This window comes from Pseudomonas sp. NPDC088429 (assembly GCF_044753305.1).
In the GTDB taxonomy this organism is placed as follows: domain Bacteria; phylum Pseudomonadota; class Gammaproteobacteria; order Pseudomonadales; family Pseudomonadaceae; genus Aquipseudomonas; species Aquipseudomonas rustica.
The window spans coordinates 19,112-37,274 of record NZ_JBIVMX010000057.1; the positions used below are offsets into that span (position 1 = coordinate 19,112).

Genomic DNA, 18,163 nt, shown 5'->3' on the forward strand with positions numbered 1-18,163 from the left:
TGCCGAAGGCTGCGATCTTTTAGCGATTCAATGGTTGACGGTATAAGCAAGCATCATCGAAATCTGGCTCATCGGCCGTCCGCCACTCTCTTCATGCCACTGATTGAAGACATTCTGCACAATCGCCAGATCACGCTGGCTGGTCGGCACTTTGTCGACGATCTTCTGCGCATTGAGCGCCGCGACCACGTCGTAGCTCGGCACAAAAGTATCCTTGCCGACCATGCGCAAAAACCGTGGCGCTGACAGCCCGCCGAGTTGATGGCCGTGCTTTTTCAGGTACGTCCACAGGCCGACGATATCGGTCACCGGCCAGTCGGCGATCAGTGCGCCGAAACTGCCCTTGTCCTTTTCCACATCGAGAATGAACTGCGCATTGCGCGGTACGCTTTTCAGCTTGCCGAGGTGGCGGATGATCCGCGCATCCTGCATCAGGCGCTCGAGGTGTTCGGCGCTCATCAGCACGACTTTTTCCGGATCGAACTTGAAGAACACTTCTTCGAAGGATGGCCACTTGGCGTCGACCAGACTGTGCTTGAGGCCGGCACGGAACACGCGCAGGGCCATGGTCGAAAGGTAGCGGTCGTCGCTGATTTTGCGCAGTTGTGCGGGAGTCTTGGGAACGGGCAGATGGGCTTCCAGTTCAGCCGCCGAACCGAAGCGGTTCAGACAGTATTCGTGCAGCCACTTGTAATCGCGCATGCCCTCTCCTGGTGAATTGAATAAAAAAACTAATGCGGGGCCCTGTGGTGAGGGGATTTATCCCCGATGGGGAGCGGAGCTCCCCAGAAAAGCTGGGGCTGCTGCGCAGCCCATCGGGGATAAATCCCCTCGCCACAAAAAGCGCGGCCACATAAAAATGGGGTTTACAGATTGACGACGTTCACGAAGCGCGAAGCCGCGGTCTCGTCGATCTTCAGGCTGGTGAAGTCGAACAGGTTGCGGTCGGCCAGTTGCGACGGGATGACATTCTGCAGACTGCGGAAGATGCTTTCCGTTCGACCGGGTGTCTTGCGTTCCCAGTCCAAGAGCATTTCCTTGACCACCTGACGCTGCAGGTTTTCCTGCGAACCGCAGAGGTTGCACGGGATGATCGGGAATTCTTTGAGGTCCGAATAGGCCTGAATGTCTTTTTCGTTGCAGTACGCCAGCGGACGGATCACCACGTTGCGGCCATCGTCGGCGCGCAGCTTCGGCGGCATGGCTTTCAACGAACCGTTGAAGAACATGTTGAGGAAGAACGTCTCGACGATGTCGTCGCGGTGATGACCGAGGGCCATCTTGGTCGCGCCGATTTCGTCAGCAAAGGTGTACAGCGTGCCGCGACGCAGACGTGAACACAGCGAGCAAGTGGTCTTGCCTTCCGGAATCAGTTCCTTGACCACCGAGTAGGTGTCTTTCTCGACGATGTGGTATTCGACGCCCAGTTCTTTCAGATAGGCCGGCAGCACGTGCTCGGGGAAGCCCGGCTGCTTTTGATCCATGTTCACCGCGACGATCTCGAACTTGATCGGTGCAACCTTCTGCAGGTGCAGCAGCACGTCGAGCATGGTGTAGCTGTCCTTGCCCCCGGACAGGCAGACCATGACCTTGTCGCCGTCTTCAATCATGTTGAAGTCAGCAACCGCTTCGCCGGCCAGGCGGCGCAGGCGCTTTTGCAGTTTGTTCTGGTTGACCGTAAGAGTGCCCATGACGCGAAATCCGTGAGGTGTGACGAAAGGCCGGCATTTTACGCAAAAACCTCGCGTGGGCGAAGCATACCGACCGGCCGCATTCTGAAATGCATATTCATGTAGGAGCTGCCGAAGGCTGCGATCTTTTGATTTTGATTTTTAAAACAAGATCAAAAGATCGCAGCCTTCGGCAGCTCCTACAGGATCGGAAGTTCGATCACTCAAGACTGTACGGCGATTAAGCCCCGTGTTTACAGCGCGATTTGCTCTAAGCCCCCAATACCTGTGCGGTTAAGTCCTTTCTATACTGCGACATAAGGTCGCACACATCCATGACCTGACTTTGCTCGGCCTCATTGGCCCGTAGGCGCTCCGTTGGGGGGCGATGGCAATAACAAGAGGAGTGACTGGCATGATCCATCACGTAGTGGGACTTTTTACCCACCCCGATCAGGAATGGAAGGAAATCCGTGGCGACCAAGAGGAAAGCATCAGCCACATGTACCTGACGCACACGCTGATTCTGGCGGCGATCCCCGCCATTTCGGCGTTTATCGGCACTACCCAGGTCGGCTGGGTGATCGGCAACCGCGCACCGGTGATGCTCACCGTTGAAAGCGCGATCTGGATGACCGTCATGTCGTACCTGGCGATGCTTGGCGGCGTCGCGGTCATGGGCGCATTCGTGCACTGGATGGCGCGTACGTACGACGCCAACCCGAGTCTGGCCCGTTGTGTCGCATTCGCCACTTACACCGCAACGCCGTTGTTTGTCGGCGGGCTGGCGGCGCTGTATCCGCATATGTGGCTGGGGATGATCGTCGGCACGGCGGCCATCTGTTACACGGTTTATCTGTTGTACGTGGGGCTGCCGACGTTCATGAATATTCCGTCGGACGAAGGTTTCCTGTTCTCAAGCTCGGTGCTGGCGGTGGGTCTGGTGGTGCTGGTCGCCATCATGGCGTTTACCGTGATCGTCTGGGGACTGGGCGTGGGGCCTGTCTACACCAACTAGCGAACGTCTTGTTCATAAAGGCCGCCGCGAGGCGGCCTTGTCGTTTGCCGGATGACCATTCGGCAGCTCGACGATTCGCAAGTCCCCAGGGTTGCGGCATACTCGACGTCTCTGGAGATCCATCAAGCATGCCCGAGCAACTCAATACCCGCGTCGAAGACTGTTACCAACTCGCTGAATCCTTTTTCAAACGTCACTTCCAACGCCCTGTCGTCAGTCTCAAGCTGCGCGGGCAAAAAGCCGGTGTCGCGCATTTGCACGAGAACCTGCTGCGCTTCAATCCGCAGCTGTACCGGGAAAACACCGAGCACTTCCTCAAACAAACCGTGGCCCACGAAGTTGCGCACCTGATCGCCCATCAGTTGTTTGGCGACCGCATTCAGCCGCACGGCGAGGAATGGCAACTGATCATGCGCGGGGTTTACGAACTGCCGCCGGATCGCTGCCACACCTACGCCATTAAACGTCGCAGCGTTACCCGCTACATCTACAAATGCCCGTGCGTGGACAGTGATTTTCCGTTCTCGGCGCAGCGGCATAGCCTGGTGCGGCAGGGGCGGCGGTATTTGTGTCGTAGTTGCCGGAATACGTTGGTGTTCAGTGGTGAGATGCGGGTGGAATAGTCAGATTTGTGTTGTCTGTTCTGGCCCCATCGCGAGCAGGCTCACTCCTACAGGTGAAATGCATTCCAATTGTAGGAGTGAGCCTGCTCGCGATGAGGCCGGCACAGGCACTAAAGAACGACTTTGACAGAGCGCAATTCTGCAATTCGCTCAGGACTAAACCCCAACTCCCCCAACACCTCATCCGTATGCTGCCCCAACACCGCCCCCACATGCCGTGGCGCCGGTAAATCCTCGGAAAACTTCAACGGACACGCCATCTGCGCCTGCGTCGTGCCATCCCCGCGCGGCACCTGCGTCACCAGTTCGCGCGCCTGCAACTGCGGATGCCGCACGGCCTCACTCAAATTCAACACCGGCTCGACACACGCATCGATCCCGGCAAACAGCTCGCACAGTTCAGCGAAGTCATGCCGTTCGAACTCGATCTTCAACGCCTCCTTCAGCGCCCGCTGCTGCTCAGGTTTCGGCGACAAGCCTTGCGCCGCCAACTCCGGCCGGCCCAGCGCCGTACACAGCTGCTGCATGAACGCCGGCTCCAGACTGCCAACCGACATCCAGCGCCCATCCCGCGAACGGTAATAGTCGTAAAAGCTGCCGCCATTGAGCATCTGGTCTTCCCAGCCCGGCTCTTCGCCGCAAGCGAGATAACCGGCGCCGGCCATGGCATTCAGGCTGAATGCGCAATCGGTCATGCTCACGTCCAGATGGGTACCCTGCCCCGTTTGCTGACGCGCAATCACCGCTGCGAGTAAACCGATCACCCCGTGCAACGAACCCCCGGCGACATCCGCCACTTGCATACCCAACGGCAACGGCCCGCTGTCGGCGCGACCGGTGTAGCTGGAGAGCCCGGCGAGGGCGAGATAGTTGATGTCATGCCCGGCGCGATCCTTGTACGGGCCGGTCTGGCCGTAACCGGTGATCGACACATAGATCAGCTTGGGATTGATCGCCTTCAGTGCTTCGTATCCGAGACCCAAACGCTCCATCACGCCGGGGCGAAACTGTTCCAAAACGATGTCGTGATCCGCCAGCAACTGCTTGATCACCTCGAACGCTTCGGGCTGCTTGAGATCCAGCGCCAGGCTGCGCTTATTGCGATTGAGATAGGCGTGACTGGCAGACATCCCGCCATCGTGCGGCGGTAATACGCGCAGCAGATCCATGCGCGTCGGCGATTCGATACGCAGCACCTCGGCGCCCATGTCCGCCAGCAACAGCGACGCGAACGGCCCCGGCAACAGCGTGGAGAAATCGAGGATTTTCAGTGAGGCCAGCGGTGCAGACATGGGGGAACTCCTTGGGCGATGCACTCAGCCTAGGCAGCCATTGCCGAAGCAGCAATCACCGGATATGTCAGCGGGTGTGACCGTTACGCTCAAATCGCAGGCAATAAAAAACCTGCCAAAGCAGGTTTTTCAGTCCATCTGTGGCGAGGGAGCTTGCTCCCGCTGGGTCGCGTAGCGGCCCCCCGTTCTAAATACAAAAGCCGGGGCCTGCTGCGCAGTCCAGCGGGAGCAAGCTCCCTCGCCACAGTTAAGCCCCTTACTACAAGGTGTTACTTGACGCTGCTCGGGGCCGGGCCTTCAGCCACACCCAGATCATCTTCAGGGCGGGTATCAGCGATACCGCGACCGCCCGAGGCCAGCTCGGATTGCAGTACGTCGGTGTCCAGCTCTTTCACCCACTTGGCGACCACGATGGTCGCAACGGCGTTGCCCACCAGGTTGGTCAGTGCGCGTGCTTCGGACATGAAGCGGTCGATACCGAGGATCAGCGCCAGACCGGCCACCGGCAGGTGACCTACTGCCGACAAGGTCGCGGCCAGCACGATGAAGCCCGAACCGGTCACACCGGCTGCGCCTTTGGAGGACAGCAGCAACACCACCAGCAGAGTGATCTGGTGCGTGATGTCCATGTGCGTGTCGGTTGCCTGAGCAATGAACACCGCAGCCATGGTCAGGTAGATCGCGGTGCCGTCGAGGTTGAACGAGTAACCGGTCGGGATCACCAGACCCACTACCGATTTCTTCGCGCCCAGACGCTCCATCTTGATCAGCATGCGCGGCAGTACCGATTCCGACGACGAAGTGCCGAGTACGATCAGCAGCTCTTCACGGATGTAACGGATCATCTTCAGCACGCTGAAACCGTGCATGCGGGCGATACCGCCAAGCACGATCAACACGAACAGCAGGCAAGTGATGTAGAAGCAGATCATCAGTTGACCCAGCTGCACCAGCGAACCCACGCCGTAAGCGCCGATGGTGAAGGCCATGGCACCGAAGGCACCGATTGGCGCGAGCTTCATGATCATGTTGATGATGTTGAACATCACGTGGGCGAAGCGATCGATGAAGTCGAGGATCGGACGGCCGTAGTCACCTAGGCGATGCAGGGCGAAGCCGAAGATCACCGAGAACATCAGCACTTGCAGGATGTCACCGGTGGCGAACGCGCCGACGATGGTGGTCGGGATCACGTTGAGGAGGAAGCCGACAACGCTTTGGTCAGCGCCCGCCGCGACATAGGAAGCGACTTTCGAAGCGTCGAGGGTGGCAACGTCGATGTGCATGCCGTTGCCCGGCTGCACGATGTTGACCACAACCAGACCAACCAGCAGAGCGATGGTCGAAACGATTTCGAAGTACAGAAGCGCGTAACCACCGGTCTTGCCGACCGATTTCATGCTTTGCATGCCAGCGATGCCGCTGACCACGGTGCAGAAGATGATTGGAGCGATGATCATTTTGATCAGTTTGATGAACCCGTCACCCAGCGGCTTTACCGCCACGCCGAACTGCGGGTAGTAATGACCTAGCGCGATACCGATGATGATCGCGATGATCACCTGGAAATACAGGGATTTGTACAGTGGCTGACGAGTCGTCATTGCAAGTTTCCTCAAGAGCCCCGCGTGCAACATCCATCTGTTACGCCGCGAAACCTGAATTGCGAACCCTCCTGCACTGGAGGGATTTGTTGTTGGAGCGGCGTTTTCCGGGCGGGATAAACGCACGCTTCTGTCGCTCTTATCGCAAACGCCGTGCCACTTTGGTGCATTTCCCGGCAAGCCGTTTGACATCAAGGGCTGCAGGTCTTTTTAGTGTCAACGTGCGGTGACTTGAGTGTGGCGGATTTCCGCCAACTCGCCGCTTGTCGTCCTACAATTTGGCGGAAATCCGCCTTGTTGCTCGCATCACCCCCGGCTACCATCCGGCGCCTGAGGAAGGATTTGTCGCTTATGCGCGAACGCACCATCGCCAGTCATTTCGCCCGTGCCGCCCTCGGTGGCGCACGCCGCCTGGGTTTCGACTATTCGAGCCTTTTGCTGCAACTGGGCATCAGCCCGGAATTGCTCGACGAACCTCGCGCGCGCATCGCCCCGGAACAGTTCACTCAGTTGATCCAGGGCCTGTGGCTGGCGCTGGACGACGAATACCTCGGTTTCGGCAACGCACCGAGCAAGCCCGGCAGCTTCGCGATGATGTGCCACGCCTCGATTCATTGCCGCAATCTGGAGAAGGCTCTGCAACGCGGCTTATTGTTTTATAGCCTATTCCCGCAAGGCCCGCGCCTGACCCTGAGCCGCGAAGACGAATGGGTACGTTTGAGCCTCGCCGATGCGCAATTGTGGGATCCGGATCACTTTCTCACCGAGAGCCTGCTGGTGATCTGGCATCGCCTCGGCAGTTGGCTGATTGGCCAGCGCATCCGGCTGGAACAGGTGACATTCAGCTATCCGCGCCCCGAACACGGCGCGGAATACGATTTGCTGTTTCCCTGTCCGATGACGTTTGCCAGCGATCAGAGCAGCCTGCTGTTTCACAGCCGCTACCTGCACATGCCGTTGTTGCAGGACGAACGCACGCTCAAACACTTCCTCGAACGCTCCCCCGCTGACTTGCTGTCGCGCCCGGATGACGGTGACAGCCTGAGCAGTCGGCTACGCCGCTTGCTCAGCCGCGACAGCGCGAATTGGCCGGATCTGGAAGCGGTGGCCGCGCAGATGCACATCAGCCCGCAGACGTTGCGCCGGCATTTGCGTGAGGAAGGCACGAGTTTTCAGGAGCTGAAGGATCAGCTGCGGCGGGATATCGCCATCTACCATTTAGGGCGCGCGGATTTGTCGTTGCAGCAGATTGCCGAGCAGTTGGGGTTTTCAGAGCCGTCGGCGTTTCACCGGGCGTTCAAGAAATGGACGGGGCTGACGCCGGGGGCTTATCGGGCGCAGGAACAGTGAGGCACCACATCAAAAGCCCCTCACCCTAACCCTCTCCCGGAGGGAGAGGGGACTGATTGGGGGATGCTCGAAATCTCCGCCGACCTGAAACTTCACTGTTGAATCCATATTCAACGCAAATCACTCAGGTCGACCATTTTCCACAGACACTTAGGTCAGTCCCCTCTACCTCTGGGAGAGGGGACTGATTGGGGGATGCTCGAAATCTCCGCCGACCTGATACTTCGCTGTTGAATCCATAATCGACTGGCTATTTCAGGTCGATGGATAACGCCAGACACCTCGGTCAGTCCCCTCTACCTCTGGGAGAGGGTTAGGGTGAGGGCAGCTCCCAATCACACCGCCGGAAAATGAATCCTGAACGCCGCCCCACCCATCGGTGAATCCCCCAGCGTCAGCTTGGCGCTGTAACTCTCGATGATGTCCTTGACCACCGCCAAGCCGATCCCCTGCCCCGGATGCTGGGCATCCAACCGTTCGCCGCGCTCGAGAATCCGCGCGCGCTGATCCGGCGGTACGCCCGGGCCGTCGTCTTCGATACACAGTTCAACCCCGGCGTGATTTTCACGCACGCTGATGCGCACTTCGCCCAAACACAGGCGATAAGCGTTTTCCAGCAGGTTGCCCATCATCTCCAGCAAGGCGCCCTGCTCGATCGGCACGTAACAATGCTCCGGCAGATCAAACGCCACGCGCACATGTTTGTCGCGATAGACCTTGTCCAGCGTGTCGCAAAGGCTTTTCAGCACCGGTTGCAAGCGCACCTGATGGCGCACCAGGCCGCTTTTGCGCAGGCTTGCGCGTTGCAGTTGGTAGCCGATCTGCTGGCTCATGCGTTCGATCTGCGATTGCAGCACCCAGGCCTGATCGCGATCTTCCGGGCGTTGGGCCATGTCTTCGCTGACGCCTTGCAACACCGTCAGCGGGGTTTTCAGGCTGTGAGCCAGATCATCGAGGGAATCACGGTAACGGCTGCGCTGCTGGCGTTCGCTGTGCAGCAAGCGGTTGAGCGAGCCAGTCAGGCGCAGCAGTTCGCGCGGGTGTTGTTCGGTGAGGCTTTCGCGGGTGCCGCCTTCGATTTCGTCGAGTTCCTGACTGAGTCGGCGCAAAGCTTTTAAGCCCCAGGTCAGGCCGATCCACAACAGCGCCAGCAACACCAGCAAGGCTGCGCCGAAACCGAGGTAGAGGTTTTCGCGCAAGCCTTCGAGGGTGACTTCGTATTCGCGCACCGGTTGCAGTGCGACGATGCTGAACGCCGCGCTTTTGCCGCCGAGCAGTTTCACTTCCACGTCATAGACGAAGAATTCCTGACCGTTGGCCTCACGAATCCGCGCGAACTCGTTGCCGAGGCCGTCGTAGCGCGGTTTGTAGTTGATCTGTTCTTCCTGGGTGGCTTTCGAGCGCCAGACCAAGTGCCCTTCGCGGTCGTAGATGTAACCGAGCAGACGGAAATCGGTAAGGTTGAAGCGCTCGTCCGGCAACTGATTCGGCATCACCAGCCGACCGTTTTCAATGCGTGCGGCAGAGATCAGCGTGGTGACGTCCGAGGCCAGCCGTTGTTCGATCGAGTCCTGCAACGCGAGGCTGAACGCGCCCTGCATCGCCGGGAGCAAGGCGAGCATGAACAACACCGCCAATGTGGTGGCGGCGAGCATCAGGCGGACGCGAAGCGAACGAATCAAGTGCAGCGCTCATTGAACAGGTAGCCGAGGCCACGCACGGTGTCGATCGGTTTGAACCCGGCCGGGCCTTCGAGCTTGCGGCGCAGGCGGCCGACCAGCACTTCGATCACGTTCGGATCGCGCTCGTCGTCGTCCGGGTAGAGCTGCTCCATCAAGCGATCCTTGGGCACCACTTGCTGGTGATGGCGCATGAGGTATTCGAGGATGCGGTACTCGTAGGCGGTCAGCGCCAGCGGTTGTTCGTCGAGGGTCGCCTGTTTGCGATTGAGGTCAAGCAGCAGCGGCCCGGCGACGATGGTCGACTGGGTGAAGCCGCTGGAGCGGCGCAGCAAGGCATTCAGGCGCGCGTCGAGTTCTTCGAACTGGAACGGCTTGACCACGTAATCGTCGGCACCGGCGGCGAGGCCTTCGACCTTGTCCTGCCAGTTGCCGCGCGCGGTGAGGATCAGGATCGGAAAGGTCTTGCCGCCCGAGCGCAACTGGCGGATCAGGTCGAGGCCGTTCATGCCCGGCAAGCCGAGATCGATCACCGCCAGATCAAAGTTGAACTGCCCGGTCTGGTACAGCGCCTCTTCGGCATTGGCCACGGACTCGACCACGTGACCGCTCTCCGTGAGGCGGGTTTGCAGGTGATGGCGCAACAGCGCCTCATCTTCGACGACCAACAGTTTCATAACGCTCTCCCGGGTAAATCCAGAATCTCCAAAAACACACCTGTAGGAGCAAAGCTTGCTCGCGAAAGCGGTGAATCAGTCAATTACAAGTCGACTGATCCGGCGCCATCGCGAGCAAGCTTTGCTCCTACAATGATTTCGCTGTCGTCCTCAGAAGTTGTAGTTGGCCGACAGGTAAGTCTGCGCGCTGCTGTTCAGATCCAGCGAGCCTTGTTTGCTGCCGCCGCTTTCTTTCATTTCGGTGCTGGCGTTGCTCATCAGGTAACGATAACCGAGTTCCACCGAAGTGTTCTGGGTCACTTGCTGCAACACACCCAACTGGCCGCCGACCGCATAACCGATGTCACTGTCGCGGCTGTAGCCTGGCGAATCCTGAGTCAGTTTAGTCAGACCCGCCGTGGCACCGCCGAACAACTTGGTGCTGCCGCCCACCGGGTAGAACAGATCGTAGCTGCCGAGCAGATTTTCCTGACGCAGTTTAATGCCATTGTGCGAGCCCGACACGTTGTCGTAGGTGGCGTAGTAGCGACCCTGGCTGTTTTGCTGACCGAGGCGCACACCGTAGGTGTTGTTGCCATCGATGGCGCCGGTGGCGTTCGGGTGACCGAGGTTGTCGTTCAGCGCGTTGGACTTGTCGATCTTGTCACTGGTCTGGCCGAAGGACAGGCCGGCGAAATTGGTGGTGTCGTCGGCATTGGCCGCGAGGCTGGAGCCCAACAGGGTAAATGCCAGCAGCAGTTTGTTTAGACGAGTCATGGGTATTTCCTCTTTCACAGTGCTGTTTGGGTATGGCGCAAGGTTACTGACCAGCCCCTGTACCGCCCCTGAACCGTCTCTGAACCTGACCTGAACCAAATCGACTAGGCTGTTTTGACCACTTTCGATAAAGAGACCCCGACCATGCGCCTGTTCCTCGCCCTCACTTTGCTGGCGGTCAGCAGCCTGACTCAGGCAGCGATCAAGACCGAAGAAATTCCCTACCAGAGCGCCGACGGCACTAAGTTGATCGGCTATTACGCCTATGACGACGCTATAAAAGGCGCACGCCCCGGTGTGGTCGTGGTGCACGAGTGGTGGGGCCTGAACGATTACGCCAAACGCCGAGCGCGTGATCTCGCCGAGCTTGGCTACAGCGCGCTGGCGATTGATATGTACGGTGAAGGCAAGAACACCGAGCACCCGAAGGATGCAATTGCGTTCATGCAGGCGGCGAGCAAGGATGCGGCGGCTTCGAGCAAACGCTTCGAAGCCGGGCTGGATTTGCTGAAGAAGCAGCCACAGACCGACGTGAACAAACTCGCGGCCATCGGTTATTGCTTCGGCGGTGGCGTGGTGCTGAACGCGGCGCGTCAGGGTGAGCCGTTGTTGGGCGTGGTGAGTTTCCACGGTGCGTTGGCGACCAATACGCCGGCGACGCCCGGCAGTGTGAAGGCGAAAATTCTGGTGGAGCATGGCGCGCTGGACAGCATGGTCACGCCGAACAATGTCATCGCCTTCAAGTCGGAAATGGACAAGGCCGGGGCCAACTACAAGTTCGTCACGCTTGAGGGCGCCAAGCATGGTTTTACCAATCCGGATGCGGATCGTTTGAGCCATGGCGAACATGGTGGGCCGGATATTGGTTACAACAAGGCGGCGGATGAAAAATCCTGGGCGGACATGAAAGCGTTCTTCCAGAAAATCTTCAGCTAACCGTCCCCGACCCTGATCGTTCCCACGCTCTGCGTGGGAATGCAGCCCGGGACGCTCTGCGCCCCAACGCGGACGCAGAGCGTCTATTGAGACATTCCCACGCAGAGCGTGGGAACGATCAAGAGACACCGCTGCGCGGCATTCGCGAGCAAGCTCGCTCCCACAGGGGATCTACTAGGCGGCAGAGATCCAGTGTGGGAGCGAGCTTGCTCGCGAAAGCTTCACCGCCGATCTCGACCTTGTCTCGACGAACCGGCAAAATGCCTGCCATGAACCTCACCCTCCCCGCCTGCTGCACCCCGCTCGATGCCGATTGGCCGTTGCCCTCGGTGCTGGCCGATACCGTGCTGCTCAGTACTCACTTCGATCCGGCGCAACTGCTCGGCGATGACTTTCGTCGCAGCGCCATCGAGCCGCCGCCGAGCATTCAGCGTTCGGTGGCCAAGCGTCAGGCTGAATTTCTCGCGGGTCGGATCTGCGCTCGGGCGGCGTTGCAGCAACTCGAAGGTTCCAGCGTGGTTCCGCCGATTGGCGAAGATCGCGCACCCGTTTGGCCGGCGCATATCTGCGGCTCGATCACCCACAGCACCGGGCGCGCGGCGGCGATTGTTGCCAATAAGCAGCACTGGCGCGGCTTGGGCATGGATCTGGAAAACCTGCTCAACGCCGAACGCGCCGAACGTCTCGCCGGGGAAATCCTCACGCCGGCGGAAATGCAGCGCATGGCGGCAGGCTCGCGGGATCAGTTGGCGTTGTGGGTGACGCTGACGTTTTCGGTGAAGGAGAGTTTGTTCAAAGCGCTGTATCCGATTGTGCAGAAGCGCTTTTATTTCGAGCATGCGGAAGTGCTGGAATGGACTGAGGCGGGCGAGGTTCGGTTGCGGCTGCTGACGGATTTGTCTGCTGAATGGTGCAGCGGGACGGAGCTGGATGCGCAGTTTGGGGTGCGGGATGGGCAGTTGTTGAGTTTGGTCAGCATTAAGGCCTGAGGATTTGTAGGGTGGCCGCTGACCCCATCGCGAGCAGGCTCACTCCTACAGGGGAACGCATTCCAAATGTAGGAGTGAGCCTGCTCGCGATGGGGCCAGCAAAATCACTAAATTTCTCAACGTCGTTCCTGATTCCTCGGCCAACTCAAACTAAAACACGCCCCACCCAAACTCTTGCTCTTGCCAATCAACGCCCGGCCGTCGTGCCAGTGAATAATCCGCCGCACAATCGACAACCCCAGTCCATGCCCGCCCGACGCCCGCGTGCGGCTGTCATCCAGGCGCAGAAACGGCGTGAAGATTTTCTCCCAGGCAACTTCCGGCACACCCGGCCCGTCATCCTCAACGTCGACCCGGCAACGCAGTTGCCCGACCTGATAACTCACCGTCACGTTCGAGCGCGCATGGCGCATGGCGTTGCTCACCAGATTCTGCAACGCGCGGTGCAGATAACGCGGCTCAGCCTCGACCCAGGCATCGTCGTTGTCCGCAGCCGACAGACACAGACCGCGCTGCACCGTGACCTCGGCGCGCAACGGCGCCAATTCTTCAATGACCTGATTGACCAGCGCATCCAGATCAATCCGCTGGAAGGTCAGCGCCGGTGAGCCCTGCTCCAGTCGCGCGTAGGTGAGCATTTCATCGACCAGCTTATCGAGATCCTCGATGTCGTGATCCATGCCTTCGCGGTATTTTTCCAGCGCTTGCGGGGTGGTCGCCGAGCCGATCATTTCCAGACCGAAACGCAGACGCGCCACCGGCGTGCGCAGTTCGTGGGACACCGCGCGCACCAGTTCACGCTGAATCGCCAGCAGTTGCTGCAAGTGCTCAGCCATGCCATTAAACGCCGCCGCCAGCCGCCCCACCGAGTCGGCACCGCGCGCCGGCACGCGAGTTTCCAGACTGCCCTTGGCGATGCGCGTGGCCGCCGCTTCGAGACCGCGTAAACGCCGTTCGAGTTGGCGCACCAGCAAGTAAACGATCAAGCCGATCAGGCTCAGCCCGAGCGCGGCGATCAGCACCAGCCACTCCGGCGGATAGGGATTCATCTGGTACAGCGGGCCGATCTCCAGCACCCACGGCGTGCCGACCATGCCAGCGAACACACGGATCGAATCGCCGCCCTTGCCCAGCGCCATCACCGTGTCGCCTTCGGCCACGCGGCGGCTCTGGTCTTCGTCCATGTCGGCGTCATCCACCGTGACCAAACGCAAATCGAATCCGAAGCCCTTCTCTTCCTTTATCTGCGCCAGCCGTTTCGGTTGGTCGGCGACCGGCACGCGCACCAGCTCATCGGCGAGCAGGTAAATAGTCGCGCGGGCCAGTTGCTCGCTGATCTGCTGCACCTCGCCTACGAGCACAAGCTGCTCTTTGTCGCTGACCAGTCGATAGACCTTCGCCGCGTGCGGGCCGGTCTGCTCGACCAACGCTTGGCCGCGCTGCACGCGGGTGCGTTGGGTCAGGTCGAGATCGGTGTCAGTAAACTTCTTCAGCGCCAGCGGAATCCCCAGCAAACGCTCCCACACCAGCAATGCGCGATGGCGTTCGGTTTCGTTCATCGGTTGCAGGTTGCTGGCCATCAGCGAGAACGTGCCGTGGGCCAGACGCTCGCGGTACTGCTCGCTGCGCACTTGGTTGAGCAGGTTCAGCGCCAGCACGCCGAGCACCGCTACCAGAATGATCGCTGCGCACATGCCGCCGTAAATGCGCAGGAAGATCGAGTTCACAGCGGCAAGTCTACGCAGGCTTCAGGGACGAACAGGTAGCCTTTGCTGCGCACGGTTTTGATCAGGCGTGGATGGTCGGGGTCGTCGCCGATTTTCGGGCGAATGCGCGAGATGCGCACATCGATCGAGCGATCCTGGCCGTCGTAACCGATGCCGCGCAGGGCGGTGAAGATTTCTTCCCGCGAGAGAATGCGCCCGGCGTTGGAGACCAGCAGCCAGAGCAAATCGAATTCGGCGCTGGTCAATTCGATGCCGTTATCGCTGAGCCAGGCTTCGCGCAACGCGTTGTCGACCACCAGCGGGCCGAATTGCAGGCGACGGCTTTTTTCGCTGGTCGGTTCGGGTGAGTCACTGCGTCGCAGCAACGCCTGAATTCGCGCCAATAACAAACGCGGGCGCACCGGTTTGCACACGTAATCGTCGGCGCCAAGGTCGAGGCCCTGGATCTGGTCGGCATCATCGGTGCGCGCGGTGAGCATCAGGATCGGCCCGTCGTAACGGTCGCGGACTTTGCGGCAGATGCTCAGGCCATCTTCGCCGGGCAGCATCAGGTCGAGGATCACCAGATCCGGTTGCTCATTGATGATCCGCGCTGCGGCGAGCGCACCGTTGCCTTCAATTTCCACGCGCAGTCCATTGGCTTGCAGGTAGTCGCGCGTGAGTTCGGCCAGTCGCTGGTCATCCTCGACGATCAATACCTGCCAGGCTTGTTGCTCCACCGGTGACCTCTGCTTTCTATTGTTATTAATAAAGGAAGACGATTGCCCGAATCCAGACGATCCCCTGTAGGAGCTGTCGAGTGAAACGAGGCTGCGATCTTTTGATTTTGTTTTTATCAAGATCAAAAGATCGCAGCCTTCGGCAGCTCCTAAGGGGGATCTTCTCGTGCTTTTGTCGCGTTCACATGGCCCGATTGTATAAACGGCGTACAGCCAGAACACAAGTCGGTAAATGCGTTCGGACAAGGCGATTTTTTGTGGTAGGGTTCGCGCCCTTAAAAATCCGCTGAAGCGTTTTTCCCGGTGAGAAAACGGTGACAAACGGTCTAGCTCAGGAGGTTCGCGGCCTACACGAGAATTCCACCTTTCTTACACAATTTACGCACAGGTTTATCCACAGGTAGTACGTTGCAACACCCCTCGAAACGCATTATCTTGTAGCACGGCGCAAAAAAAACCCTACATATAGGGTTTTTGACTGAAAAGCCCAACCACATTTCAGACCTGAAACTCAAGCGATTTATTGCCGGTTTCCGGTTGAACCAAGCAAGTTTTCTGAAGACCAAACCGCACTTGCGGATGGCACCGTTTTTCAGGTCGGAAACGACCGAAACGGTACGGGTGTTGCAGTCATTACTGTCACCCGGGATGGAACCCGGCTCGAGCCTTGGCTCGCAGCCAAAAACTTCGGCAGGGACGCGGCGTCATTAGCCTTTTTCCTACTGGTCCGAAGTTGTTATGCCCGACGCCCGTCGGTTGTAGTGCTTCTGGCCAGAACGGTGGGCACCATGATGGTGCCCAAACAAACTAGAGAATGTGGAGATCACCCCCCATGCAAACCGACACAACTCGCGAGAACCCGCAGGGCACCTTGCCGCAGGCCGCTGATTCGAATTCGGATCTGGCAGCCACCGCGCCTGGCCAACTGCGCGTGATCAAGCGTAATGGCACTGTCGTTCCTTACACCGATGACAAGATCACCGTCGCTATCACCAAAGCGTTCCTCGCAGTTGAGGGCGGCACCATCCACATCGAAGAAATCCAGGACCAGGTTGAACTGGCCCTGATGCGTGCCGGCGAGCAGAAAGTGGCGCGCGACTACGTGATCTACCGTGACGGTCGTTCGAAAGAACGCGCGGCCCACGCCCCGACCGAAGAAGCGGTCAACGCTCACCCGTCGATCCGTATCACCCGCACTGACGGCAGCCTGGCGCCGCTGGACATGGGCCGCCTGAACACCATCGTCACCGAAGCGTGCGAAGGTCTGGAAGAAGTCGACGGCGACCTGATCCAGCGCGAAACCCTGAAAAACCTGTACGACGGCGTGGCCCTGACCGACGTCAACACCGCGCTGGTGATGACCGCCCGTACCCTGGTTGAACGCGAGCCGAACTACTCGTTCGTCACCGCCCGCCTGCTGATGGACACCTTGCGTGCCGAAGGCCTGGGTTTCCTCGGTGTCGCCGAAAGCGCTACTCACCACGAGATGGTCGACCTGTACGCCAAGGCGCTGCCGGCTTACATCGCCAAAGGTATCGAGTTCGAACTGCTGAACCCTGTGCTGGCCACCTTCGACCTGGAAAAACTGGGCAAGGCGATCAACCACGAGCGCGATCAGCAATTCACCTACCTGGGCCTGCAAACCCTGTACGACCGTTACTTCATCCACAAGGACGGTATCCGCTTCGAACTGCCGCAGATCTTCTTCATGCGCGTGGCCATGGGCCTGGTGATCGAAGAGAAGCAGAAAGAAGACCGTGCGATCGAGTTCTACAACCTGCTTTCGTCCTTCGACTACATGTCGTCGACGCCGACCCTGTTCAACGCCGGCACCCTGCGTCCACAGCTGTCGAGCTGCTACCTGACCACCGTGCCGGATGACCTGTCGGGTATCTACCACGCGATTCACGACAACGCCATGTTGTCGAAATTCGCTGGCGGCCTGGGCAACGACTGGACACCGGTGCGTGCACTGGGTTCGTACATCAAAGGCACCAACGGCAAGTCGCAAGGCGTGGTTCCGTTCCTGAAAGTCGTGAACGACACCGCCGTCGCCGTTAACCAGGGTGGCAAGCGCAAAGGCGCTGTCTGCGCTTACCTGGAAACCTGGCACATGGACATCGAGGAGTTCATCGAACTCCGCAAGAACACCGGTGATGATCGTCGTCGTACCCACGACATGAACACTGCCAACTGGATCCCTGACCTGTTCATGAAGCGCGTCTTCGACGACGGCAAGTGGACCCTGTTCTCGCCATCCGAAGTACCGGACCTGCACGACCTGACCGGTAAAGCCTTCGAAGAGCGCTACGAGTACTACGAAGCCCTGACCGAATACCCAGGCAAGGTTCGTCTGTTCAAGACCATCCAGGCCAAAGACCTGTGGCGCAAAATGCTGTCCATGCTGTTTGAAACCGGCCACCCATGGCTGACCTTCAAAGACCCGTGCAACCTGCGCAGCCCGCAGCAGCACGTCGGCGTGGTTCACAGCTCGAACCTGTGCACCGAAATCACCTTGAACACCAACAAGGACGAAATCGCCGTTTGCAACCTGGGCTCGATCAACCTGCCGAACCACATCGTCAACGGCAAGCTGGACACCGCCAAGCTGGAACGCACCGTGAACACCGCCGTTCGTATGCTCGATAACGTTATCGACATCAACTATTACTCGGTGCCACAAGCGAAGAACTCCAACTTCAAGCACCGTCCGGTCGGTCTGGGCATCATGGGCTTCCAGGACGCGCTGTACCTGCAGCACATCCCTTACGGTTCCGACGCTGCCGTCGAATTCGCCGACAAGTCGATGGAAGCGGTCAGCTACTACGCGATCCAGGCTTCCTGCGACCTGGCCGACGAGCGCGGTGCGTACGAGACGTTCCAGGGTTCGCTGTGGTCCAAAGGCATCCTGCCACTGGATTCGCAACAGATCCTGATCGAGCAACGTGGCCAGAAGTACATCGACGTTGACCTGAACGAATCCCTGGACTGGGCACCGGTTCGCGCCCGTGTACAGAAAGGCATTCGTAACTCCAACATCATGGCCATCGCACCGACCGCGACCATCGCCAACATCACTGGCGTCTCGCAGTCGATCGAACCGACTTATCAGAACCTCTATGT

The 18,163-nt window shown here is 59.2% G+C and carries 15 protein-coding genes; 6 read left to right on the forward strand and 9 right to left on the reverse strand.

From position 1 onward, the window contains the following. Positions 1-27: 27 nt before the first annotated feature. Together ACIP66_RS22480 and ttcA are read right to left on the reverse strand one after the other, a co-directional pair. Complete coding sequence (locus ACIP66_RS22480; protein WP_212543822.1) at positions 28-702, reverse strand: DNA-3-methyladenine glycosylase I; 675 nt, start codon at positions 700-702, stop codon at positions 28-30. Positions 703-866: 164 nt separating this feature from the next. Next, the gene (gene ttcA / locus ACIP66_RS22485; protein ID WP_038367448.1) at positions 867-1,691 is read right to left on the reverse strand and encodes a tRNA 2-thiocytidine(32) synthetase TtcA; all 825 of its coding nucleotides are present in this window, start codon (positions 1,689-1,691) and stop codon (positions 867-869) included. A 394-nt stretch (positions 1,692-2,085) separates the two neighbouring features. On the opposite strand from ttcA, the gene ACIP66_RS22490 reads away from it, so the two are divergent. Both ACIP66_RS22490 and ACIP66_RS22495 read left to right on the forward strand, forming a co-directional pair. After that, positions 2,086-2,688, forward strand: coding sequence for a Yip1 family protein (locus ACIP66_RS22490; RefSeq protein WP_053122787.1), 603 nt, complete (start codon positions 2,086-2,088; stop codon positions 2,686-2,688). Between the two features lie 128 nt (positions 2,689-2,816). After that, the gene (locus ACIP66_RS22495; protein ID WP_053122789.1) at positions 2,817-3,311 is read left to right on the forward strand and encodes a SprT family zinc-dependent metalloprotease; all 495 of its coding nucleotides are present in this window, start codon (positions 2,817-2,819) and stop codon (positions 3,309-3,311) included. A 110-nt stretch (positions 3,312-3,421) separates the two neighbouring features. Here ACIP66_RS22495 and ACIP66_RS22500 read toward each other — a convergent pair whose 3' ends face one another. Both ACIP66_RS22500 and ACIP66_RS22505 read right to left on the reverse strand, forming a co-directional pair. Beyond that, positions 3,422-4,603, reverse strand: coding sequence for a CaiB/BaiF CoA transferase family protein (locus ACIP66_RS22500; protein WP_400650970.1), 1,182 nt, complete (start codon positions 4,601-4,603; stop codon positions 3,422-3,424). 269 nt (positions 4,604-4,872) lie between these two features. Beyond that, a complete protein-coding gene (locus ACIP66_RS22505) occupies positions 4,873-6,207 on the reverse strand; it encodes a dicarboxylate/amino acid:cation symporter (RefSeq protein WP_159814994.1) in 1,335 nt (444 codons plus the stop codon). Between the two features lie 351 nt (positions 6,208-6,558). Here ACIP66_RS22505 and ACIP66_RS22510 point away from each other — a divergent pair, with 351 nt between their 5' ends. Continuing rightward, entirely contained in the window at positions 6,559-7,557 is a 999-nt protein-coding gene (locus ACIP66_RS22510) for an AraC family transcriptional regulator (protein ID WP_400650973.1), read from the forward strand. 335 nt (positions 7,558-7,892) lie between these two features. Here ACIP66_RS22510 and ACIP66_RS22515 read toward each other — a convergent pair whose 3' ends face one another. The 3 genes from ACIP66_RS22515 to ACIP66_RS22525 all read right to left on the reverse strand — a co-directional run bounded on the left by ACIP66_RS22515 (position 7,893) and on the right by ACIP66_RS22525 (position 10,669). After that, positions 7,893-9,239: an ATP-binding protein gene (locus ACIP66_RS22515; RefSeq protein ID WP_053122797.1), complete on the reverse strand. Its 1,347-nt coding sequence runs from the start codon at positions 9,237-9,239 to the stop codon at positions 7,893-7,895. Continuing rightward, complete coding sequence (locus ACIP66_RS22520; RefSeq protein ID WP_053122799.1) at positions 9,236-9,913, reverse strand: response regulator transcription factor; 678 nt, start codon at positions 9,911-9,913, stop codon at positions 9,236-9,238. The genes ACIP66_RS22515 and ACIP66_RS22520 overlap by 4 nt, the downstream gene beginning before the upstream one ends. Positions 9,914-10,063: 150 nt before the next feature. After that, a complete protein-coding gene (locus tag ACIP66_RS22525; RefSeq protein WP_159812689.1) occupies positions 10,064-10,669 on the reverse strand; it encodes a hypothetical protein in 606 nt (201 codons plus the stop codon). 144 nt (positions 10,670-10,813) lie between these two features. Between ACIP66_RS22525 and ACIP66_RS22530 the strand changes: the two genes are divergently transcribed. After that, positions 10,814-11,605 carry a dienelactone hydrolase family protein gene (locus tag ACIP66_RS22530; protein ID WP_400650985.1) on the forward strand — a complete coding sequence of 264 codons (792 nt, stop codon included), beginning with the start codon at positions 10,814-10,816 and terminating at the stop codon, positions 11,603-11,605. A gap of 269 nt (positions 11,606-11,874) precedes the next feature. After that, positions 11,875-12,594 carry a 4'-phosphopantetheinyl transferase gene (locus tag ACIP66_RS22535; RefSeq protein WP_159812693.1) on the forward strand — a complete coding sequence of 240 codons (720 nt, stop codon included), beginning with the start codon at positions 11,875-11,877 and terminating at the stop codon, positions 12,592-12,594. 116 nt (positions 12,595-12,710) lie between these two features. Here ACIP66_RS22535 and ACIP66_RS22540 read toward each other — a convergent pair whose 3' ends face one another. Next, on the reverse strand, positions 12,711-14,321 hold the full coding sequence (locus ACIP66_RS22540) for an ATP-binding protein (protein ID WP_053122805.1): 1,611 nt from the start codon (positions 14,319-14,321) through the stop codon (positions 12,711-12,713). Beyond that, positions 14,318-15,040, reverse strand: a complete 723-nt coding sequence (locus ACIP66_RS22545; protein WP_159812697.1) for a response regulator — start codon at positions 15,038-15,040, stop codon at positions 14,318-14,320. Before ACIP66_RS22545 ends, ACIP66_RS22540 begins: the two co-directional genes overlap by 4 nt. 832 nt (positions 15,041-15,872) lie before the next feature. Between ACIP66_RS22545 and ACIP66_RS22550 the strand changes: the two genes are divergently transcribed. Beyond that, positions 15,873-18,163 (forward strand): ribonucleoside-diphosphate reductase subunit alpha (locus tag ACIP66_RS22550; RefSeq protein ID WP_400650979.1); only part of this gene is annotated, 2,291 nt, incomplete at its 3' end.